Raw genomic sequence first — 21,575 nt, 5'->3', positions numbered from 1 at the left:
TCGTTCCAATCCAATGGGATCAATTAATTCATCGCTAAATCACAATTTCAATGTTAATTCATCTTCTTTTTTATATGTAAACCTATTTAAGAACATCATTTAAAGGGAAAATCATGAGATTTTAATGAGGATTTCTACTTTTGTAGAAAAGTGAGAATATGAACATTATCCCTTCACTCTCGATTGATTGTGTGATCTTCGGCTTCCACGAGAAGAAATTGAAAGTGTTATTACTGGAATACGACAAGGAACAACTCGACGCACCGATCAAGAATCCTGATGCCTTTGCTCCATATGCAGAAACAGAGCCTGACGGAAAGTTCCCTTACGAAAAACCCATCGGTTTGCCTGGCGGCCATGTTCCGGTCGATCGTTCCATTAACGATTTTGCCAGAGATATCCTGGAAACAGCAACAGGGATAAAAGATATCTATTTGAAGCAATTGGGCGCCTTTGGCGAAACCGAGCGTGTTTCCTTTCTGCGGGTTGTTTCGGTTGTTTATTACGCCCTGATTAACCCAGAGCATTATAACATTCGTGGTTCCAGCTTATTGAAATCGCTGGAATGGTACGATATCGACAAAGTTCCTGAATTGATTTTCGACCACAATGCGATGGTTGAAAAAGCACTCAAGCGCCTGCGCGAGGAAGTGCAAATCAGGCCGGTTGGATTCCATCTGCTTCCGGAGATGTTTACGCTCACACAACTACAGCAGTTGTACGAAACCGTTTTGGGAATCGAACTTGACACCAGGAACTTCCGCAAAAAAATTCAAAAAATGCATTTGGTAGTTGACACCGGGAAAATGCAAACAGGCGTTGCGCACCGTGCAGCCCGGCTTTTTAGGTTCGATGAGAAGGTTTATGAGATGTTGGCAGAACAAAGTTTTTCATTCCGGGTATAACAACCGGTTAAACCTTTACCTTTATTCACAGTCTTATTTTTTCTGAATAAGAAGGGAATTCTGCATTTGCATGCACATCGACGAAAAGGAATTAATAAACGATCTGAAGGACGAAACCAGGCGAGCCATGGCCTTTCACATCCTGGTAAAATCATATCAGGAGCGATTGTATTGGCATGTTCGCAAGATCGTGGTGAATCATGATGATGCTGATGATGTACTACAGAATGTCCTTTTGAAAGTCTGGAAAAGTGTTGGAAATTTTCGGGCCGATTCGAGCCTTTACACCTGGCTGTACCGCATTGCCACCAACGAAGCGTTAAGTTTTATCAACGAGCGCAAACGAAAATCCCGTCATTTACTGGATGAAGGAAGCGAATTTCTTTTGTCGACACTGGAAGCCGACCAATATTTTGACGGCGACCAGGCACAATTGAAATTACAGAAAGCCATCCTCACGTTACCCGACAAACAGCGGTTGGTTTTCAATATGAAATACTTCGATGAAATGAAATATCAGGAGATCTCTGAAATTCTGGAAACATCAGTAGGAGCCCTTAAAGCCTCCTACCATCATGCTGTAAAAAAAATTGAAGCATACATTGAAAACAATTAACGATAGTGGATTAAACCTTTGGTAGCGAATCGTGTCTAAAATTCCGAAAGCTTAAAATTCCGATGAAGGAGCACAACGAACATAAAGAGTCACCACTCTCCCATATTAAAAAGGAGAATCCGTTCGGTACCCCGGAGGCTTATTTTGAGACCTTCTCCAAACGGTTGAACAGCCGCATCCGGGCAGAAGAGAAGCCTGTCCCGAGGCTACAGTGGTTAAGTATACTCAAGCCGGTCCTGGGACTGGCCGCCAGTTTTGCGTTAGTTTTCTTCCTGTTGTATGTCCCGCTTGAAAATTTCCTGCCGGGAATATGGAATAATTACCTGGCCAAACATCCGGGAAATACGGTTCAGACTGATGCACCCGGAGACAGTTATTTTGAAACACTGATGGACTACCAGGTTTTCTCCAGCTCTGACGATCTTCAGATTTTGAGCGCCCTCACTGATGCCGACAATACGATGTCAACAGACACGTTGACGTCGCAGCAAATAGAAGATTATATTGTTATGAATTCCTCCGATTTGGAAATCCTTCGAAATTACAATCAATAAAAATACCGGAATAATGAAAAAGCTAATACTTATCGCAATATTGTTCCTCTCCGCATCTTCGCTCTTTGCCCAACACCATTCAAAAAAAGATTTTCCCGGATGGGATGCCATCAAAAACCAAAAAATTGCCTTCCTGACAGAACAATTGTCATTGACTCCTGAAGAAGCACAAAACTTCTGGCCAGTATATAACATGCTGGAAAGTGAACGTGAAAAGATATGGCATGAGAAAAGGGACCTGGAAGATGCGTTTCACAACGATTCAACCACTATGACCGATGCCCAATTTCGTCAAATGGCAGAAAAATACGCCGATATCCATCTTCGTGAAGGACAAATCATGAAAGAATACAATGACAAATTGCTAAAGGTACTTCCGGCCAATAAGGTTGTGACACTCTATTTCACTGAGCGGAAATTTAGGAGTTACCTGATGAAAGAGTATCAAAGGAAACACGATAAAGACTAAAAGAAAAGCCGGAGCAATTTACTCCGGCTTTTTTATTTTATCAGGCAAATCTGCCTTTATCCAAAAAATCGATGGTTTGGTTGATGCCTTCGTACATCAAGGTGTCTTCTTCTACAAAATCAACACGAGTCCGGTATTGCGCCAGAAAATCCTCCAGGTACGGCGAGGTCTTCAACGGCCGGCGAAACTCCAGCGCCTGTGATGCATTATACAGTTCGATGGAAAGAATCTTCAACGTATTGTCTGCTACTTTCAACACCTTGGTAGCCGCATTTCCTCCCATACTCACATGATCTTCCTGCTCGTTCGAGGAAGGAATGGAATCGACTGACGCCGGCGTACACAATTGCTTGCTCTGACTCACAATGGAAGCGGCCGCGTATTGCGGAATCATGAAACCGGAATTCAATCCCGGATTGGCCACCAGGAATTCAGGCAATTCACGTTCACCGGAAATCAACCGGTAGGTCCTTCTTTCCGAGATACTCCCAAGCTCCGATAAGGCGATAGCCAAAAAGTCAAGTGAAAGCGCCAACGGCTCACCATGGAAATTACCACCGGAAACAATCATGTCATCTTCCGGGAAAATGGTTGGATTATCGGTAACCGAGTTCATCTCCACTTCAATAACATTGGCCACATAATCAATAGCATCCTTCACTGCACCATGAACCTGCGGAATACAGCGGAATGAATAAGGATCCTGTACGTGTTTCTTGGGTCTTTCTATCAGCTCACTTCCAGACAGGATGGATCGGAAATTACGTGCCGTTTCAATCTGACCGTGATGTGGACGAATGCGCTGGATACGCTCCTCGAATGGTCCGATAAGTCCATTGAAAGCGTCGAGCGACAATGCCCCGATGATATCGGCGTATTTAGCAATTCGGAAAGCCTTAAGCAGTGTGAAAATACCATGAGCCAGCATGAACTGCGTTCCGTTCAAAAGAGCAAGCCCTTCTTTCGCCTCCAGGCGAATCGGTTCCCAACCTAATGATTCAAGCACATAGGAAGCTTCCATGCGTTCGCCGCGATAGTAAACCTCCCCTCTCCCCAAAAGGGGAAGGAATAACATAGCCAACGGAGCCAAATCACCAGAAGCACCCAACGATCCTTGTTCGCAAACCACCGGTACAATGTCGTGGTTAAACATGTCGATAATGCGCTGTACGGTTTTTACCTGAACCCCCGATTTACCGTACGACAAAGCATGCGCTTTCAAAAACAGCATCAGTTTTATTACTTCGTGAGGAAGTTCAGGACCGATATTACAGGCATGAGATAAAACCAGGTTTTCCTGAAGTTTGCTCAAATCATCCTTCGGGATTTCCCGATCGCACAATGCTCCGAACCCGGTATTGATACCATAAATCGGTTCTTCGCTACCGGCCAGCTTCTTATCAAGCCAGTTTTTGCAGTCGTTTATCAGCTTTTTTGATTCCTCGGAAAGGGCGAGGGTTTTATGGTTTTCCAGCAAATCCTCAACATCGTCAAACGTAAGTTTTGCCGGAGAGATGTAATGAATATTTTCAGACATAAAAATTCCGGATAAATAGTTAAACATAAATCGTCCGTATCCCATTGCTCGGAATACGCTATTCTGCTAACATTTCACACGGATTCACGGGAAGCGAATATCGCCTCCTGCCAGTTTTACCATTCGATATGATTTATTTTCCCGGCCCCTTTTCATGGTACCGGAAAAATAAGAACCTTATTGACGATAAAAAACCTATTTTGTCAGGGTTTCCAACAATTGACGGGAATCAAATTGTTGCTGCCCACCTGTCTCCATATTTTTCAATGTAAATAAGCCATCAGCAATCTCGTTCTCACCAGCCATAGCCACAAACAAAATTCCCTTCTTATTCGCGTAGTTCATCTGCTTCTTCATCTTGGCAGCTTCCGGAAATATTTCTGCATTCACGCCGGCCGCCCGCAACTTTGCCAACATTGGCATGCAATATTTTTCTTCCTCCGGACCAAAATTGACAAACATGAGCCGTGTGGTCGCGATGCGGTCTTTCGGGAAAAGATCGAGTTGGGTCATGACATCATAAATACGGTCGGCGCCAAACGAAATACCAACACCCGATACATCCGGCAGGCCGAAAATACCAGTCAAATCGTCGTAGCGGCCGCCACCGGTAATGGAACCAATTTCAACATCGTTCGCTTTTACCTCGAATATTGCACCCGTGTAGTAATTCAAGCCACGGGCAAGCGTCAGGTCCAATTCCACTTCAGTCCCCAAATCGAGTTGCTTCAGGTAACTAAAAATGGTACGAATTTCGTCAACACCTTTGCGTCCGGTTTCCGAGCCACCGATAACCTGCTCAATCTGATCCAGTTTTTCCTCATTGGTCCCGCTCAATTTCAGAATAGGCTGCAACCTGGCAATGGCATCGGTCGAAACACCTTTCTCTCCGAGCTCGGCATTTACTTTTTCCAGACCAATTTTATCGAGCTTATCAATAGTCACCGTGATATCGACAATCCGATCGATTTCATTAATGGTTTCTGCTATTCCCGAAAGGATCTTCCGGTTATTCAGCTTTAATACCACATTGATATTCAATCTCCGGAAAACCTCATCCACAATTTGAATCAATTCCACTTCATTCAGCAATGAACCGGAGCCAATCACATCGACATCGCACTGGAAGAATTCGCGGTAACGGCCTTTCTGCGGCCGATCGGCACGCCAAACCGGCTGAATCTGGAAGCGTTTAAACGGGAAAACAATTTCGTTGCGGTGTTGCACCACATAACGGGCAAATGGAACCGTCAAGTCGTAGCGCAGCCCTTTTCCCGAAATCTGGTTGGTAAGTTTTATCGAGTCTTTCCCTGCCAGTTCGATGTCGTTTACTTTCGACAGGAAATCGCCTGAATTCAAAATCTTAAAAAGAAGTTTATCCCCTTCTTCACCGTATTTGCCCATTAACGTAGAAAGGTTCTCCATCGCCGGGGTTTCAATGGACTGAAAACCATACAAACGAAACACCTGTTTGATGGTATCGAATATGTAATTTCTTTTCACCATTTCTTCTGGTGAAAAATCACGTGTTCCTTTGGGGATAGAAGGTTTCTGTGCCATAAGTTGTATATGGTTTTCTTTACGTTGCGTTATCTTTTCTCTGAGAAACTGCAAAATTAAAGAAAATATTGAAACCACTAAGTTTCACGGTAGTTTCCCATTTATTTACAAGGCAATATTCCCCACCAATTCCCTTCCGTGAAATTCATCGGACGGCACCATACTTTTTACCTGCTCAAAATTCTCGTTGGTTACTTTTCCGGTGTAAACAAAATCACCGCCACGCGGCCGTATCATAACCATAAAGGGAACCGGCAAAGTCTCTTTGCTTTTTTTTATTGTTCCGTACGATGGCGTAGTTCCTCCCACGGCTAAGTTTTCACAAAGTTCGATCCGGGTAGCACCTGCATGAACTGCATTCAGCGCTTCGGACAGACTTTCCACACATACTTCCTTCAGCACACTCATAATAAATAAACCTATTGAATGAATCGGATGGTTATCGGGTAACGAAAGCTTCGACCTTCCGAATTTCTCACGACAGCAACAATCACCACTGTTATCCAGAAAATAAGCAACGCCGGTAAAATAATAATCCCGATAATAACAAAAATCAATGGGATACAAATCAACAGGTAGATAGTCATCGTGATTTGGAAATTCAGCGACTCTTTTCCCTGCTCTTCCACAAACCGGTAAATATCCTTTTTCATCAGATAAACCAAGAGTGGCCCAAGAATATTCCCCAGGGGCACAACAAAACCCAGGAATGAGGCAAAGTGGCACATCATGCCCCAGGTTTTTTCGTCGTGATCAGTTACAATGAGTTCCATAGCAAAATGTTTTATTAAAAATACAGCAAAAAAACGGCACCCCAAATGCTTTTTAAATGCATTATAGTTAAGGACAAGTTAACCGTTTTTCGCCAAAATGAAGAAAGGATTAACTTCCTGTTTTTACATCCAGATGGCGGTTTTAAAATGAGACTACCCCTGAAATAATTTCTACCTTTGGGCAAAATCACAATACATGGCACAAGAAACTGAACGGAAATTTCTCGTTACCAATGACGACTGGCGGATTATGGCACCGTCCGTACATTATATTCAAGGATACTTAACCACCGATCCGGAAAGAACAATAAGAATCCGGATCGCCGGAAATCGTGGTTACCTGACCCTCAAAGGCAAGGTAGAGAGTTTCACCCGTCCTGAGTTTGAATATGAAATCCCCGTTAGTGATGCCCGGGAACTGATGAACCTGAGTGTAACCCAACCGGTGGAAAAATTCAGGAGCAAAATTCCCTTTGAAGGGAAAATATGGGAAGTCGATGAGTTTATTGGAGCTAACGAAGGACTGATTATAGCGGAAATTGAGCTCGAATCGGAAGACGAAGATTTTGAACTTCCTCCGTGGATTGGAGAAGAAGTAACCGGTAATACGCATTATTTTAATTCCTATCTTGCCAGAAATCCATTTTCGAAATGGTGAAAGCATGTGAGTTTACCTGAATTTCATTGATTATTTTCGACACATATTCTGATGTATATCAAACGTTTTGCAATTTTTTTCCTGGGATTACTCAGTCCCATTCTGCTGCATGCACAGTCGCACGCTAACGGGAAAACCTATCGCCCGAAACTGTTAGTGGGGATTGTGGTGGAAGACATTCGTCCCGATTACTTCGACCGTTACTGGGATAAGTTCCGGACTGACGGTTTTCGCCGGTTGGTTAACCAGGGATTTGTGTGCCGAAACAATCATATCGACAACCTGATTCAACGTCCGTCAGTAGGGATGGCAACACTATTTACCGGTGCCGCTCCTTCGTTCAACGGTATTGTGAACGATCAATGGATTGACCGCCTTAGGAAGAAAGTAATCGATTGTACCCAGGACGATTATTATACAACCGTTGGTTCAAACAGCATGGAAGGCGACCGGTCGGCAATGAAACTGATGACGCCGACCATTGGTGACGCACTGAAAATAATGACCAATGGAAAAGCGAAGGTATATAGTGTGGCACTAAATGCACCCGCAGCAGTTTTTTCTGCCGGCCATGCGGGGGATGGAGCATACTGGTTCGATGCCGAGAGCGGCAACATGATTTCCAGTTCATATTACGTGGAAACATTCCCGGATTGGGCTTTCAATTTCAACAACCAAAAACTTGCTGACGATTATATTCACCGTAAGTGGGAAACACTGTATCCCATTTCAAGTTACACCGAAAGTATTGAGGACGGTTATATTCTGGAGCCTGGTTATTACGATAAATGGAATACTTTCCCTTACGAACTGTCGAAGTTACAGAAACGAACGGAAGACTACCGCGTACTAAAAACCACACCATACGGAAATTTAATGGTTTCGGACTTTGCCACTTCACTAATTGCCAATGAGGGGCTTGGCCAGGACAGTGTCCCGGATATGTTGACCGTCACCTTCTCATCAATGGATTATGAACGGAATTCTTTTGGCCCGGCTTCTGTTGAGATGGAAGATACTTACCTGCGAATGGATCAGAATATTGCTCATTTGCTGAATTATCTTGACCGTACCATTGGAAAAGACAATGTTGTTGTCTTTCTGACGGGCACTTCCAGCGAATCTTATCCTTCTTCCTATTTGAAGGAAGAATTTCACATGCAGTCCGGCACCTTCAATCCCGAAGGAGCTGTTGCGTTGTTAAAGGCCTACCTCAATATTAAATTCGGGCAAGGAAACTATGTAGAAAGCTACATGAACCAGCAGGTTTACTTCGATCGCGACCTCATTAATGAGCGAAAAATTGATTTAGCGGCCCTACAAAAGGAGGCAGCCAGTTTCTTAAATCAATTTCAGGGGGTAGCCAATTGTCGCGCGGCATCCGAACTCGAGTCAGTCAATTTGCTGGGAAGCGCTTTTGCTCCTTTCCAGAATAGCTACAATCCCAAGCGATCGGGAGATATCTTACTTCGATTTGAGGAAGGTTGGCAACCCAAAGAAAAATACCAACGCATTGATTATACCGAGAATAGCCAGGTCCCTTTAATTTTTTGGGGTGGACATGTAAAACACGGGACCCTTAACCAGCGCACCAATATTATGGATGTGGTTCCCACAGTAGCCGATTTTCTGGGAATTATGCCGCCCAATGCTGCCAAAGGAAGTATTATTAATGTAAGAAAGTAACATCTCACTCATAATAAATATGTTAATCCGAAATATACAAACCGGCTTATTTGCGCCTAATCCATTACACATATGTCTCACCGAACGTTAAGCATCTGTTAATCAAGCTGACGCCTCTTGACACCTATCCCAATATTTACTAATTGGAAAGGTTGTAGCATGGTAGAAAAAGAAATATTATCCAACAGATGTTCAGTCTTTTTAACCCGGAGAACATGTATTTTTACAGCGATATTCTTAAAGCTATTTAAAATGATTAGGGCTGTAAAAAAGAGGATGAACAATGGAGGCCATCCTCTTTTTTATTTATTTCCCGCTTTCCAACGAATATTCCTTTAAATAGCTCTTGGGCGTTTTGCCGTAAGCTTTCTTAAATGCTTTGATAAACTGGCTGATATTGGAATAGCCAAGTGAATAACCCACTTCTTTCACCGAATATTTACACGAAATCAGTTGCAGGCGTGCAACTTCCATTCGTGCCTCCAACCGGTATTGATACACCGATTTTCCAAATACCTGCTTAAAAGTTTTGTGCAGTTTGCTTTCGCTCATTACGGCTATTGAAGCCAATTCCGGTATACCGGGATGTGCATTTAAATCAGACAAAATCTGTTCGCGCACCTTCAGTATCCGGGTAATATCGTCGGGTTTGGCGGTAAAATCGAACTTTCCCTGGTACTTCTCTTCCAAACTATCCAGTAACATACTGATAAATTCCAGAGACTTTCCGTGAAGAAATATTCCCTTTACGGAAGAATTCACGGAAGGAGAAATCAGCTTAGCCGATATTTTCTGTAAATCGGGTGTAATCGGATGTTGCATCAGGAATGGTCGGCCGGAATAGAAAACACCTTCGAGGTATTCATTATCAATATCCGGAAAAAACTCCCGCACCGACGGAGAAGAGAACAGCAACGTAACCACTGAAGTGGTTTTACCGGCCTCAAAGCCCAGCAAACGACTTTGTTCAGCCGAGCCAAAGAAAACACCATTGACAGATACCATACTGGGACCAAGACGCTGACCGTTGTATAACAGTGCCGACTGATCTTTTTGGTTAAAGAGATGAATCTGAAAGTAACCTTCCATAAAAGACGGAACTTTCAATAAAATGGAAGGGACAGGTTCTTTAAGCTTCAACTCTGTGATGGCGGCATAGAACGACGGAGTAAATTCCACCAGTTCAAAAGAGCCTTCACCCATCGATTGAGGGATAATAACCTTGTTTCCTTTTATTTCACCATCAGTCTGCCTGGCAAAATCACTTAGCCAGTCTCTAAGCTTTATCGATTGAATACGGAAGTTCATTATTCACCCATTTTTGATAAAAAACACTCTTGAAACCCAAAAGGTTTATGACTTATGCAATATACTGTATATAATTAAAATAATATCTGCATATGTTTAATAACAAATCATCCTTGTTTTTCAATTTAGTGATTAATAGTGATTTCTGGTAATAATCTCATCTACATTTTTCCGAATCTTTTTTCGAACCGGCTTGTCCGTGTACCCTATCGTTATAATTAAAAGTATACGCTTACTATCCGGAACTCCCAGGGTATTACGGACTTTTACCTCGTTGAACCAGCCAATCATGCAACTTCCCAATCCTTCAGCAGCTGCAGCTAAACAAATATGTTCTGCAACAATTCCGATATCCATCAATGGGAAATGCTTCTTTTTAATCCAACCACCGGCCTTTGAGGTAAAGTTCGGCTTCTCCTCCACAATGACGATCTGAACAGGCGCTTCCCATGAAAAATGATTCATTCCAAGCGCACGACTTGATGCAGCTTCTGCAATTCTGTGCCGCTTATCCTCGTCATCCACTACAATCAGGTGCCAGGGTTGTGCGTTGCAGGCCGACGGAGCCAACCGGGCACACTCCAGAATCCGTTCCAGTTTTACCGGTTCAATTGCTCTATCGGAATAAGAGCGGTCGCTTTGACGAGTGGTTACCAATTGCAGAAAATCCATAGCTGAATCATTTAGGTACAAACAAGAAAAGCAGCACCGCAATAACCGGTAACTGCTTTTCCATCAATTGTAAGATATATTACTTCAGTAAATCAAGCTTAACTAAGTCTTGTACATCAAGCATTCCAACCGGTTTGCCTTCCTCTACAACCACAAGATTATCTACCTGGCTTTCCTCAATCAAACCAGCTGCTTCTTTCAGCATAGCCTTTGAATCGATGGAAAGTGGATTTGCCGTCATATGTTTTTCAATCGGCTCGTGCAGAATATCTTGACCGTTATCCCGCAGTTGACGCCGTAAGTCACCGTCAGTGAAAACACCTTCCAGCTGACCATCCCCATCAACAACTGATACCGCGCCCAGCCCCGATTCACTCATTTTAATCAAAGCTTCCATCACAATTGCTGATTTCCCAATCACCGGGTTTTTATCGGAAATCACTTCTTTCACCTGCATGGTAATCATTCGTGTATCGGCAATAAACTGGTCTGTTCCCACTTTCGTGAAATTGTTATCGGCCAGTTTCTTCATTACCTTCCAGGGGATGGTAATGTTATGTGCTCCCAACAACATCGCATTACGGATGTGCTCAGCATGACGAACTGATGAAAACATCAGTTTCGAATCGTAACCATAATGATTAATGGTATCGACGATATCGCCAACCAGTTCCAGCGCATTGTGTCCCTGATCCTGCATACGGCCAACCAGGACACAAACATAATTAGCACCAGCCGTAAGTGCCAGTAATGCCTGTTGAATATTGTAAACGAGATGAATATTCACCATGATATCTTCGTCGCGCAGCATCTTGCAGGCGCGGATTCCTTCCATGGATACCGGAATCTTGAAAACAGTTTTCTTTTTATCTAACCCCAGGGCCAATTGCCTGTGAGCCTCTGCAACAATGTCCTCTGCTTTTTCACCAAGCGCTTCGATCATCAATACAGGAACCATTTTCGACAATTTCACGATGGCGCCGTCAACATCTGTCAGGCCATTCAGGTGCATAAAAGTCGGGGTGGTCGTAACGCCATCGATGAATCCAAGCTTAAGCGCTTCTTCAATTTCTTCGAAGTTGGCTGAATCAAGGAAAAATTCCATTCTTTGTAAGTTTATTTGTTTAATTAATCACGATATTTCACTTCCAGGTCATGGAATTCGATGAGCGGCTTCAAAAATGATTCCACATCATCGATGCACATTTGGCTGGCCGCATCACACAACGCCCTTGAGGGATCGGGATGGGTTTCAAGGAACAATCCATCAATACCTGCTGCCACACCTGCCCTTGCCAGCGTAGGAATGAACTGTCTTGCGCCTCCAGCCGGATCGGCACTTGGAATACCATATTTCCGAATGGAATGCGTTACATCAAAGATAACCGGGTACCCAGTTTGTCTCAGATGATAAAAGCTCCGGGGATCGACAACCAGATCGTTGTACCCAAAAGTATAACCCCGTTCCGTCAGCAAGATTTGATCATTTCCTGAACTGACCGCCTTTTCAACCGGCTTGATCATATTTTCAGGCGCCAGAAACTGCCCATGTTTAATGTTAATCACCTTCCCGGTTTTGGCTGCCTCTACAACCATTGTACTTTGCATGCAAAGATATGCCGGAATCTGGATGATATCGACCACATCAGCTGCCATTTTAATCTGATCCGGATAATGCACATCGGTAATGATGGGCACCTGAAATTGTTCTTTAATCTTTCGCAGAATCTCAAGGCCTCGTTCCATACCGGGCCCGGAATAAAATTCGAGCGAACTTCGGTTGTCTTTTTGAAAAGACGATTTAAAGACGAGCGGAATATTCAGTTTTTGTGACAGATCAACCAAAAACTCAGCTGTGACCATCATTGTTTTCACGTCTTCCACTACGCAGGGTCCGGCAATCAAAAATAATTTATCGGAACCACAGGCAATATCACCAACGTGTACTATTTTCTTATCCATGGTATCAAATTTACATTTTCATGTATAAATCCCTGAGTTTTTCTCGGGTAATTACACTTTCCCACTCGGGACCTGCCACGTGAGCCCACATGAAAGTCAATGTAAGAGCCACATCCACCATTTTTTCGATATCCCCGGAAGAATAATCTTTCAAGACACCTTTTGGCAAATCGACTTTATTAATCTCCATCATTTTGCGGAACTCGTTCACTTCGTCCGGGTAAAACTCATCGAGCTGATTGAACACAATGCAGTTTCCGATTCCGTGGTGAATTCCTGTTACGGTCGCCAAACCATATGAAATAGCGTGACAAGCACCCACTTCAGAATAGGTCAAAGACAATCCGCCAAGATAAGATGCAACCATCAGCTTCTCGTCATTCTCAGGCGTCCGGCTATTTCCCGAAAGGAATATTTCCTGGCACAATTGTAACGATTCGCGACCAAGTGAAGCTCCCATAACCGTTCTGCGATTTCCATTCAATGCCTCAACATTGTGAATGTAACAGTCCATCCCCGTATAAAAGTGTTGCGGGTCGGGTACCGACTTGATTAAATCGGGATCAAGTACCACCTGATCGGCCGGAGTGTAATCTCCTTTGATTCCCAGTTTTTTCTCGGGACCGGTTAAAACGGTTGTCATCGAAACTTCGGCACCGGTTCCTGAAATGGTAGGAACAACAGTACAATGAACTCCCTTATTTTTAATTAAATCCAAGCCTTGATAACGAGCCGATGACCCCGGATTCGTAAACATTAACCGAATGGCTTTGGCATAATCCATCGAACTTCCTCCGCCAATTCCGACAACAGATACCGGAGGGGCACCCTTCTCATTCATCACCTCTTCAACCACCGCATCAACTACTTTGGTTTTGGGCTCATCGGTCACATTCATAAACCGGATCAGATCCATTCCTTTCATCGGAATTCTGCGTACCAGTTCTTTCCCTTCAAAATACTCATCCACAAGAAAAAGGACATAAGAACCTGCATCGAAACGAAGCGGTTCGAAAATGTCATTTAACTGAGCAAATGCATCCCGGCCATAAAGTACGCGGCCGACAGCTTTATAATTCCTAAACATCCATTAATTATTTAGTGCGCTATTCAGTGCAGTTCTTAATTTCAATTGCAATTCTTTCAATTTCTCATCACTCCAGTTTACCATGATCTGAACCATCACCAGTCGTTGCATAATGCCATCGGTAACGGGTAGCGAAAGATTCTCGTAATCCGGAACATTGTCCACAGCCGTCAACGGCAGCGGATAAATCGATTTCAGTTTTTTCAGATGTTCCCACTGTCTGTGATAGTGGAAGTTATTCTGATACCAATAGGATGAACCGATGCCTTGTTCCTGTAAAGCATCGAAAACAGCCCGTGCCTTTTTCGCGTCCGGAAGAAAAAAACTCAGGAATGTGCCCGAATCACCATCCTCGTCAGGTACTTCCCTGAGTTGAATTTCAGAAAACTCACCGAGTATTTCTTTCAACGCGGCCTGATTTTTCCGTTGCTGTTCAATAATGTATGGCAATTTACGCAACTGTGCCAACGCAACTGCCGCATGCAATTCCGACCCACGGAAATTAAATCCGAGTATCGGGTGTTGTTCTGCACCCCGGTTGTTTCCGATGTGGTCGTGGCCATGATCGGCATACATATGTGTCTTTTCATACAGTTCATCACTGTTCATGGCCACAGCTCCACCTTCACCGGCAGTGATGATCTTATAAAAGTCAAATGAAAACGCAGAAACATCACCAAATGTTCCCAGCATTTTTCCTTTATAGCTTCCCCCCAATGCAGGAGCGGCATCTTCGATCAGTTTCAGATTGTGTTTCTTACAAACTTCGACAATCTCGTCCATCCGTCCCATTGAACCGAACACCTGAATAAGCAGAACGGCTTTAGTCCTTGGTGTAATCGCCTTTTCGATGGCTTCAGGGCTCAAACACAAAGTCTCATCAATATCGGCAAAAACGGGTACGCCGCCGGCCGTTAAAACCGCTTCAATGGGCGCAATAAACGTGTATGGCGGGACAATTACCTCGTCTCCAACGCCGACACCACTTACCGCAAGAGCAATGGCATCAGCCGCTGTCCCGCTTGAGCAGAAATGAGCATGCTTACTGCCCAGGTAACCGGCAAATTCCTGTTCAAATGTTTTTGCTTTCCAGATATTATTCCGTTGGTCATCATGATTATAGCGAAAGAGAATGCCTGTCTCCAGGACATCCATAACCTCTTTTCTCTCCTCCGCACCGAAAAGTTCTGTTCCGGCCATAATAATTTATGTTTTAGATTATTTTATTTTGAAACTTCGGGATAAAAACAAAGCGAATGCCCTGCTAACTATGTAGAAATGAAAGTAAATAATTGTAACATCAGCCATGGATTTTAGCTGTCTAAAATAACGAACTTATTCCGGATTGAAAAGAGCCCTCTTTTTTTTTATTTGTACAAACGGATCTCTCGTTGATTCCGGGAAGCCCGGACCATGAAAGTTTCATACATATTTGCTATACTGCAATCAATCTGCAGATTTGTCACCGCCCACTTTTCAGAGTATCAAAAAAAAACAGGCCGCAGGAAAAAGTTTGTATGCTTAACAGGTTTTGCCGGACAAAAAGTATGTACCCAGAACATATTTCAGGGTGTGCCGTGAGAAAAAGTATGTCAAACTGCAGCATTTTTTGCGTATAACTTTACGATTCTGTCCCGAACCGGGCTAATATTGAATTCGATCGGACTGAACAATGATTGAAGCGTAGCTCCTTTCAGTGTCGATGAAAGAAAAATCCGACCTGAGCAATCTCTTTCAGCACATCATCCTTGCTTTCGAAATAGTTGTACAACAGACCTTTGGATATATAGGCCTTCTCAGCAATTTTGGCAACCGACGTGGCATGATACCCCTCGCTGGCAAACAATTCAAGGGCCCCATCGATTATCTTGCGCCGCTTCTCCTGACGCATCTGTTCGTATTGTTCGGGCGTAGGTGGCACAGCATTCTTATTTATGACTGAACGCACGGTCATTTTTTGACTGAACGATTGGTCAAAGTTAAAAACAAAAAAATCCTAAAAATGAGGGATAAGAAAACTTAATGGATGAAAAAAACGGCAATGCCCCCAACTGTAATAAATGCACCCAATACTTCCCTCCAGGTTAATTTCTCACCAAAAAACAGAACAGAGGGCAACAGAATAAATACCGGAACGGTAGCCATCAGTGTGGAGGCGATTCCGGCTGAGGTATGTTGAAGGGCAACCATGCTAAGTCCAACTCCAATAAATGGGCCGAAAAAAGCTCCTATTAAAATCGGCTTCATGGCTTTGATATCCTTAACTGTTGAGAAAACGCCCTTCCATTTGCGGGTTAAGGTAAAGATGAGCGAGAATCCTAATACACCGGCAATCACCCTGATTTGTGATGCCGAGAATGCGTCGTAGCTTGCCATTCCAAATTTTGACAAAACAGCTCCTGAGCCCTGTCCCACTGCTCCCCCAAAAGCCAACAATATTCCTTTTAAAGAATATTTGAACCGGCCATTACTCTCCGTTTTATCGCCGCGATTAAGAATAACCATCGCAATCCCAGACAACACCAGAAGTAATCCAACCGTATTTAACAGGGTAAAACGTTCACCTAAAACAATGTATCCAAGTAGCGCTGCTACAAGAGGGGCTAGCGACATCATCAGCATGGAAATTCGTGCACTGACAAAAGAATAGGAGCGAAATAAGAAGTAATCGCCCAAAACAAACCCGATGAGTCCGGATATGCCCAACCATTTCCATGCTTCGGGAGACGCGTCGGTAGGAAGCCAGATACCACGGCTGATGCGCATGTACAGCACATAAAAAATAAACGCCAGCACAAGGCGTATAATATTGACATTTAGTGATCCGGCCCGGCGTGTGGCCACCTGAAATGCCATGGAAGTTACAGTCCAAAACATGGCCGTAGCAATGCCAGCTATTTCCCCGATATATTGCATTTATTTCCTCAATCCAATAATACAAATGCAGGCGATTTTCATTACCTGCAAACTTATCGCAATAGTGTTAAAATGAAAGTCCGAAAATAAGAATAATCCGGTTACTTGCGTAGATCCTTCGCTCCTAAAATGGCATTAACCAATGACACTAACAAGCTGAAAATAATGGCCCCAAAATAACCCACCGACATAATATCTATTTTTCGGTAAAAAAAATGCTTTCCTACAACACACTTTGTAAAAATCTTGTTTCTTCGGATTTTAGAAATTTATTTAGCGTTTTTATAATAATTGCAGCTAATTTTGTTCGCTGACTCACGAAAAATCTGCTATGAGACTAATCATTCAACCTGCACCTGATGATGTGGCCCGTTGGGCAGCCAACTACATCGTACGTAAAATCAACCTGGCAAATCCTACGGCTGACAAGCCATTTGTACTGGGATTACCCACCGGAAGTACGCCTCTGAATACTTATCATGAACTGATACGATTGCATCGGGAAGGAAAAGTTTCATTCAAACATGTGGTCACTTTTAACATGGATGAATATGTCGGGCTTCCGGAAGAACATCCCGAAAGTTACCACTCTTTTATGTGGTCCAACTTCTTCAAGCATATCGATATACAAGAGAAAAATATCAATATTCTCAATGGAAACGCAGACGATCTAAAAGCCGAGTGCGCCCGTTACGAAGAAAAGATCAAATCAGTTGGCGGAATTGATTTATTCATGGGAGGTGTTGGAGCTGACGGACATATTGCATTTAATGAGCCGGGATCCAGTCTGGTGTCGCGAACACGAGACAAAGAACTGAATTACGATACACGGGCCGCCAATTCCCGCTTTTTCGACAACGACATTAATAAAGTACCCAAATTGGCTTTGACCGTTGGTGTGGGAACCGTGATGGACGCAAAAGAAGTACTGGTATTGGTTACCGGACATAACAAAGCACGTGCCTTGCACCAGGCAATTGAAGGTGGGGTCAATCATATGTGGACCATCACCGCCTTGCAGCTTCACCCGCGTGGTATCATTATTTGTGAGGAAAATGCCACCGTTGAATTAAAAGTAGGAACCTGCAAACATTTCAAAGATATTGAGAAAAACAATCTTTCACCCGACGCAATTTGGGAGAAAGACGGCAATTTAGGGTGGTAAAATCGGGTTCCTGTCATTCTGAACCGAAGGTTTGTCTAACAAATTACCACTCTTGAAAAACTCTTTAAACGCTGAAATACTGATAATTGAATAAAACAACCAACGCATTACATTGGAAATTCGCAATAAATTTTCATCCGGTAGATGCATTGAACATCATAATTTCATATATTTATAGCAAGAAACAGAACAACTAAAAAAAGAGATTACTGAAAACGGTTGTTTGAAACAAATTTCTTAATTTTATGTTCTGTTAGTAAAAGTGACCTGTAATTATCCCTCCTCATATCTGTCTTGGTCTTTTATGAACAGTTGCCTGTCAATCCCCGACGGGCAACTTTCTTTTTTAATGGCTTTATCGTCATGTTTTAAAACACAGCACAATGCTGAATTCACATTAAATACCTTAAAAAATTATTGGCTAACTTTAGTGTCCAAATGCAATCAAAATGTTAACCTCCGGATTTTGAATAAATTTATTAATATGCAGGTTAAATTATTTATGAACAAATGAGTATCTGCTTCCCGGAATGATGTGAATTTCATTCAAACCAAGAACATAGTTTTGTGTTTAGTTTTATTTACCATTGAAAATAAAGTTTAGTTTTGCAACAAATTCATCATAGTTAATTCGAATTAATATTCAACACTTTATGGCTAAAAATGTATACAAATTCGGTAATGGACAGGCGGAGGGCCGTGCCGATATGCGTAATCTGTTAGGAGGAAAAGGAGCCAATCTGGCAGAAATGAACCTGATTGGAGTACCGGTTCCCCCAGGCTTCACCATTACCACTGATGTATGTACCGTTTACACCAAAGAAGGCCGTGATGCAGCACTCAAACTAATCAATAATGAAGTAAAAGAAGCTGTCGCGCACATTGAAGAGCTTACCGGAACAAAATTTGGGGACAAAAACAATCCGTGTTTGGTTTCTGTCCGTTCAGGCGCCAGGGCTTCCATGCCAGGTATGATGGATACCATCCTCAACCTTGGGTTGAATGATATGGCAGTGGAAGGGATGTCAAAAAAAACCGGCAACAATCGTTTTGGATGGGATTCATACCGACGTTTTATCCAGATGTATGGTGACGTGGTAATGGATCTGAAGCCGAAAAACAAAGAAGATATCGATCCTTTCGAAGAAATCATCGAAGCGATGAAAGAAGAGAAAGGAATCGAACAGGATACCGAATTCACCATTGACGATCTGAAAGTTCTGGTTCTTCGTTTTAAAGAAGCGATTAAAAACGAAACCGGCAAAGAATTCCCAACGGATCCATGGGAGCAGCTTTGGGGGGCCATTACGGCTGTATTTGACAGTTGGATGAACGACCGTGCAATCTTGTATCGTCGCCTGAACTCCATTCCCGAAGAATGGGGAACTGCCGTTAATGTTCAAGCCATGGTATTCGGTAACATGGGAGACAATTCAGCTACCGGTGTTGCCTTTACCCGTGATGCTGCAACCGGCGAAAACCTGTTTAACGGTGAATACCTCATCAATGCGCAGGGTGAAGATGTTGTTGCCGGGACCCGTACTCCACAGCAAATTACCAAAGAGGGTTCTCTCCGTTGGGCAAAACTCCAGGGCATTAGCGAAGAAGAACGCGCCAGCAAATATCCTTCACTGGAAGAATCAATGCCAACAGCTTACAAAGAACTGGACGAAATACAGCATAAACTGGAAGAGCACTACCAGGATATGCAGGATATGGAATTCACCATTCAGGAGGGCAAACTTTGGTTGCTCCAAACCCGTAACGGCAAACGCACCGGTGCAGCCATGGTAAAAATTGCCATGGATATGTTGAAAGCTGGAGAAATTGACGAAGAAACAGCCATTCTTCGCCTCGAACCCAACAAACTCGATGAGCTTCTTCACCCGATTTTCGACACCAAAGCCCTGGAGCAGGCAACTGTTATTGCAAAAGGCCTTCCGGCATCCCCCGGTGCTGCTACCGGCCAAGTCGTTTTCTTCGCTGATGAAGCCAAAAAATATGAAAACTCCGTTCTCGTTCGTATCGAAACTTCTCCGGAGGATCTCGAAGGGATGAACGTTGCACGTGGAATTCTTACTGCACGTGGAGGTATGACTTCCCACGCAGCTGTAGTTGCCCGCGGTATGGGTAAATGCTGTGTTTCCGGGACCGGAGGCATTAAAATTGACTACAAAACCCGCTCTTTCGTTGCTAACGGAAAAACATACAAAGAAGGTGACTGGATTTCACTCAACGGAACTACCGGAGAAGTTTATGATGGTAAAGTAATTACCAAAATTCCCGATCTGAGTGGAGACTTTGGCCTCATCATGGAGCTGTCAGATAAATTCACCCGCATGTATGTTCGAACCAACGCCGACACACCGAAAGATGCGCAGATTGCCCGTAATTTTGGCGCTCAGGGTATTGGCCTCTGTCGTACCGAGCATATGTTCTTTGAAGGAGAGCGTATCAAAGCCATGCGTGAAATGATCCTGGCTTCAGATGAAGAAGGAAGACGGAAAGCATTGGTTAAGCTGCTCCCCTACCAACGTGAAGACTTTGAAGGTATCTTCGAAGCCATGGCTGGTTACGGAGTAACAGTTCGTCTGCTTGACCCGCCACTTCACGAATTTGTTCCTCACCAGCAGGCAACTCAGAAAGAGCTGGCTGGCGAAATGGGTGTTGCAATCGACGTTATCCGTTCGAAAGTAGCCGAGCTGGAAGAGTTCAACCCGATGCTCGGACACCGTGGTTGTCGTTTGGGTAACACCTATCCGGAAATCACCGAGATGCAGGCTCGTGCTATTATTGAAGCAGCAATAAACCTGAAAGCTAAAGGTATTGATGCCCGTCCGGAAATTATGGTCCCGCTCGTAGGTACCCTGAAAGAACTGAAACTTCAGGCAGACATCATTAATGAAACGGCTGAGAAAGTATTCCAGGAAAAAGGTGACCGCATCGATTACAAAGTTGGTACCATGATTGAAGTTCCGCGTGCTGCACTTACTGCTGCCGAGATTGCTGAAGTCGCTGAATTCTTCTCATTCGGGACCAATGACCTTACGCAGATGACCTTTGGTTATTCGCGTGATGATGCCGGTAAATTTCTGCCGATTTACATCAAGAAAGGTATTCTGAAGCAGAATCCGTTCCAGGTCCTCGATCAGGAGGGAGTCGGTCAATTAATTGATATGGCCACTAAACGTGGTCGTGGAACTAACCCGAACCTGAAAGTGGGTATATGTGGTGAGCATGGTGGTGAACCGAGCTCTGTTGAGTTCTGCAACAGTGTAGGCCTCGACTATGTAAGTTGTTCTCCTTACCGCGTTCCGATTGCACGTCTGGCAGCAGCTCAGGCCAACCTGAAACAAGGATAAAGCATTATCAACTATTGTTTTCAAAATAAAAGGAAAGGGTGCCGTCCGAACGGGCACCCTTCTTTTTGCTGCTTTATGTAAGCTATTCTGATTGATTAATGACAGTTGACATCTCCGTATTGGGGGGCAATAAGTGTAGAAGTTTCCGCCGAAACAGTAGATATCTCAATGCTCATGCCTGGTTACCATCGGATGACGACGTCCCCAGGGAGCCCGGGCATAAACCCTTAATCTTCGGTTGTAGCAGGGAATTCTGTAATGACGGTGATTTATATAAACCGGATCCATCTTCTGAAACGACAAATCACTATGCCAATCCTTTATATTGAAATGAGAAAAAATCAA

The 21,575-nt window shown here is 43.6% G+C and carries 20 protein-coding genes; 8 read left to right on the top strand and 12 right to left on the bottom strand.

Annotation, left to right across the window (positions count from 1 at the left end; all coding sequences use genetic code 11):
* Positions 1–158 precede the first annotated feature (158 nt).
* The 4 genes from GJU82_RS00745 to GJU82_RS00730 all read left to right on the top strand — a co-directional run bounded on the left by GJU82_RS00745 (position 159) and on the right by GJU82_RS00730 (position 2,544).
* On the top strand, positions 159–905 hold the full coding sequence (locus tag GJU82_RS00745) for an NUDIX hydrolase (RefSeq protein WP_153630401.1): 747 nt from the start codon (positions 159–161) through the stop codon (positions 903–905).
* 70 nt (positions 906–975) lie between these two features.
* On the top strand, positions 976–1,521 hold the full coding sequence (locus GJU82_RS00740; RefSeq protein ID WP_153630400.1) for an RNA polymerase sigma factor: 546 nt from the start codon (positions 976–978) through the stop codon (positions 1,519–1,521).
* Between the two features lie 62 nt (positions 1,522–1,583).
* A complete protein-coding gene (locus GJU82_RS00735; protein ID WP_153630399.1) occupies positions 1,584–2,075 on the top strand; it encodes an EI24 domain-containing protein in 492 nt (163 codons plus the stop codon).
* A gap of 13 nt (positions 2,076–2,088) precedes the next feature.
* Positions 2,089–2,544, top strand: a complete 456-nt coding sequence (locus GJU82_RS00730; protein WP_153630398.1) for a hypothetical protein — start codon at positions 2,089–2,091, stop codon at positions 2,542–2,544.
* 40 nt (positions 2,545–2,584) lie between these two features.
* Here the strand turns inward: GJU82_RS00730 and hutH are convergent, their stop codons facing one another.
* From hutH to GJU82_RS00710, 4 genes are all read right to left on the bottom strand, one after another.
* Positions 2,585–4,081 (bottom strand): histidine ammonia-lyase, encoded by a 1,497-nt coding sequence (hutH, locus tag GJU82_RS00725; RefSeq protein ID WP_153630397.1) that lies wholly within the window; start codon positions 4,079–4,081, stop codon positions 2,585–2,587.
* A gap of 195 nt (positions 4,082–4,276) precedes the next feature.
* The gene (gene hisS, locus GJU82_RS00720) at positions 4,277–5,641 is read right to left on the bottom strand and encodes a histidine--tRNA ligase (protein WP_153630396.1); all 1,365 of its coding nucleotides are present in this window, start codon (positions 5,639–5,641) and stop codon (positions 4,277–4,279) included.
* A 105-nt stretch (positions 5,642–5,746) separates the two neighbouring features.
* On the bottom strand, positions 5,747–6,049 hold the full coding sequence (locus GJU82_RS00715; protein WP_228488504.1) for a copper homeostasis protein CutC: 303 nt from the start codon (positions 6,047–6,049) through the stop codon (positions 5,747–5,749).
* Positions 6,050–6,060: 11 nt separating this feature from the next.
* Positions 6,061–6,414, bottom strand: coding sequence for a DUF4870 domain-containing protein (locus tag GJU82_RS00710; protein WP_153630395.1), 354 nt, complete (start codon positions 6,412–6,414; stop codon positions 6,061–6,063).
* A gap of 196 nt (positions 6,415–6,610) precedes the next feature.
* On the opposite strand from GJU82_RS00710, the gene GJU82_RS00705 reads away from it, so the two are divergent.
* Together GJU82_RS00705 and GJU82_RS00700 are read left to right on the top strand one after the other, a co-directional pair.
* Positions 6,611–7,072 carry a CYTH domain-containing protein gene (locus GJU82_RS00705; RefSeq protein WP_153630394.1) on the top strand — a complete coding sequence of 154 codons (462 nt, stop codon included), beginning with the start codon at positions 6,611–6,613 and terminating at the stop codon, positions 7,070–7,072.
* 51 nt (positions 7,073–7,123) lie between these two features.
* On the top strand, positions 7,124–8,758 hold the full coding sequence (locus GJU82_RS00700) for an alkaline phosphatase family protein (RefSeq protein WP_153630393.1): 1,635 nt from the start codon (positions 7,124–7,126) through the stop codon (positions 8,756–8,758).
* A gap of 306 nt (positions 8,759–9,064) precedes the next feature.
* Here GJU82_RS00700 and GJU82_RS00695 read toward each other — a convergent pair whose 3' ends face one another.
* The 8 genes from GJU82_RS00695 to GJU82_RS00660 form a co-directional block, all read right to left on the bottom strand.
* On the bottom strand, positions 9,065–10,066 hold the full coding sequence (locus GJU82_RS00695) for an AraC family transcriptional regulator (protein ID WP_153630392.1): 1,002 nt from the start codon (positions 10,064–10,066) through the stop codon (positions 9,065–9,067).
* A gap of 132 nt (positions 10,067–10,198) precedes the next feature.
* Positions 10,199–10,738, bottom strand: a complete 540-nt coding sequence (locus GJU82_RS00690; RefSeq protein WP_153630391.1) for a nitroreductase family protein — start codon at positions 10,736–10,738, stop codon at positions 10,199–10,201.
* Between the two features lie 79 nt (positions 10,739–10,817).
* Positions 10,818–11,843 (bottom strand): transaldolase family protein, encoded by a 1,026-nt coding sequence (locus GJU82_RS00685; RefSeq protein WP_153630390.1) that lies wholly within the window; start codon positions 11,841–11,843, stop codon positions 10,818–10,820.
* 23 nt (positions 11,844–11,866) lie between these two features.
* Positions 11,867–12,700, bottom strand: coding sequence for a 3-deoxy-8-phosphooctulonate synthase (kdsA, locus tag GJU82_RS00680; protein ID WP_153630389.1), 834 nt, complete (start codon positions 12,698–12,700; stop codon positions 11,867–11,869).
* Between the two features lie 10 nt (positions 12,701–12,710).
* Complete coding sequence (locus tag GJU82_RS00675) at positions 12,711–13,787, bottom strand: iron-containing alcohol dehydrogenase family protein (RefSeq protein ID WP_153630388.1); 1,077 nt, start codon at positions 13,785–13,787, stop codon at positions 12,711–12,713.
* A 3-nt stretch (positions 13,788–13,790) separates the two neighbouring features.
* On the bottom strand, positions 13,791–14,987 hold the full coding sequence (locus GJU82_RS00670) for a DegT/DnrJ/EryC1/StrS aminotransferase family protein (RefSeq protein ID WP_153630387.1): 1,197 nt from the start codon (positions 14,985–14,987) through the stop codon (positions 13,791–13,793).
* Between the two features lie 493 nt (positions 14,988–15,480).
* Positions 15,481–15,741 (bottom strand): TetR/AcrR family transcriptional regulator, encoded by a 261-nt coding sequence (locus GJU82_RS00665; RefSeq protein WP_153630386.1) that lies wholly within the window; start codon positions 15,739–15,741, stop codon positions 15,481–15,483.
* 65 nt (positions 15,742–15,806) lie between these two features.
* A complete protein-coding gene (locus GJU82_RS00660; protein ID WP_153630385.1) occupies positions 15,807–16,703 on the bottom strand; it encodes a DMT family transporter in 897 nt (298 codons plus the stop codon).
* Between the two features lie 331 nt (positions 16,704–17,034).
* Here GJU82_RS00660 and nagB point away from each other — a divergent pair, with 331 nt between their 5' ends.
* Both nagB and ppdK read left to right on the top strand, forming a co-directional pair.
* A complete protein-coding gene (gene nagB, locus GJU82_RS00655; RefSeq protein WP_153630384.1) occupies positions 17,035–17,868 on the top strand; it encodes a glucosamine-6-phosphate deaminase in 834 nt (277 codons plus the stop codon).
* Positions 17,869–18,521: 653 nt separating this feature from the next.
* Positions 18,522–21,230: a pyruvate, phosphate dikinase gene (gene ppdK, locus GJU82_RS00650; protein WP_153630383.1), complete on the top strand. Its 2,709-nt coding sequence runs from the start codon at positions 18,522–18,524 to the stop codon at positions 21,228–21,230.
* The last annotated feature ends 345 nt before the right edge of the window (positions 21,231–21,575 follow it).

The sequence above is a fragment of the Prolixibacter sp. SD074 genome (genome assembly GCF_009617895.1).
Classification (GTDB): Bacteria; Bacteroidota; Bacteroidia; order Bacteroidales; family Prolixibacteraceae; genus Prolixibacter.
This window is presented reverse-complemented; position numbering and strand designations above follow the sequence as displayed.

Bases quoted from the DNA above. Each gene is read 5' to 3' on its own strand.
- GJU82_RS00710 (WP_153630395.1), bottom strand. From the start codon at position 6,414: ATGGAACTCATTGTAACTGATCACGACGAAAAAACCTGGGGCATGATG.
- GJU82_RS00675 (WP_153630388.1), bottom strand. From the start codon at position 13,787: ATGTTTAGGAATTATAAAGCTGTCGGCCGCGTACTTTATGGCCGGGAT.
- GJU82_RS00685 (WP_153630390.1), bottom strand. From the start codon at position 11,843: ATGGAATTTTTCCTTGATTCAGCCAACTTCGAAGAAATTGAAGAAGCG.
- nagB (WP_153630384.1), top strand. From the start codon at position 17,035: ATGAGACTAATCATTCAACCTGCACCTGATGATGTGGCCCGTTGGGCA.
- GJU82_RS00745 (WP_153630401.1), top strand. From the start codon at position 159: ATGAACATTATCCCTTCACTCTCGATTGATTGTGTGATCTTCGGCTTC.
- hutH (WP_153630397.1), bottom strand. From the start codon at position 4,081: ATGTCTGAAAATATTCATTACATCTCTCCGGCAAAACTTACGTTTGAC.
- GJU82_RS00705 (WP_153630394.1), top strand. From the start codon at position 6,611: ATGGCACAAGAAACTGAACGGAAATTTCTCGTTACCAATGACGACTGG.
- GJU82_RS00690 (WP_153630391.1), bottom strand. From the start codon at position 10,738: ATGGATTTTCTGCAATTGGTAACCACTCGTCAAAGCGACCGCTCTTAT.
- GJU82_RS00730 (WP_153630398.1), top strand. From the start codon at position 2,089: ATGAAAAAGCTAATACTTATCGCAATATTGTTCCTCTCCGCATCTTCG.
- kdsA (WP_153630389.1), bottom strand. From the start codon at position 12,700: ATGGATAAGAAAATAGTACACGTTGGTGATATTGCCTGTGGTTCCGAT.
- GJU82_RS00715 (WP_228488504.1), bottom strand. From the start codon at position 6,049: ATGAGTGTGCTGAAGGAAGTATGTGTGGAAAGTCTGTCCGAAGCGCTG.
- GJU82_RS00670 (WP_153630387.1), bottom strand. From the start codon at position 14,987: ATGGCCGGAACAGAACTTTTCGGTGCGGAGGAGAGAAAAGAGGTTATG.
- GJU82_RS00740 (WP_153630400.1), top strand. From the start codon at position 976: ATGCACATCGACGAAAAGGAATTAATAAACGATCTGAAGGACGAAACC.
- GJU82_RS00695 (WP_153630392.1), bottom strand. From the start codon at position 10,066: ATGAACTTCCGTATTCAATCGATAAAGCTTAGAGACTGGCTAAGTGAT.
- ppdK (WP_153630383.1), top strand. From the start codon at position 18,522: ATGGCTAAAAATGTATACAAATTCGGTAATGGACAGGCGGAGGGCCGT.
- GJU82_RS00660 (WP_153630385.1), bottom strand. From the start codon at position 16,703: ATGCAATATATCGGGGAAATAGCTGGCATTGCTACGGCCATGTTTTGG.
- GJU82_RS00700 (WP_153630393.1), top strand. From the start codon at position 7,124: ATGTATATCAAACGTTTTGCAATTTTTTTCCTGGGATTACTCAGTCCC.
- hisS (WP_153630396.1), bottom strand. From the start codon at position 5,641: ATGGCACAGAAACCTTCTATCCCCAAAGGAACACGTGATTTTTCACCA.
- GJU82_RS00735 (WP_153630399.1), top strand. From the start codon at position 1,584: ATGAAGGAGCACAACGAACATAAAGAGTCACCACTCTCCCATATTAAA.
- GJU82_RS00665 (WP_153630386.1), bottom strand. From the start codon at position 15,741: ATGACCGTGCGTTCAGTCATAAATAAGAATGCTGTGCCACCTACGCCC.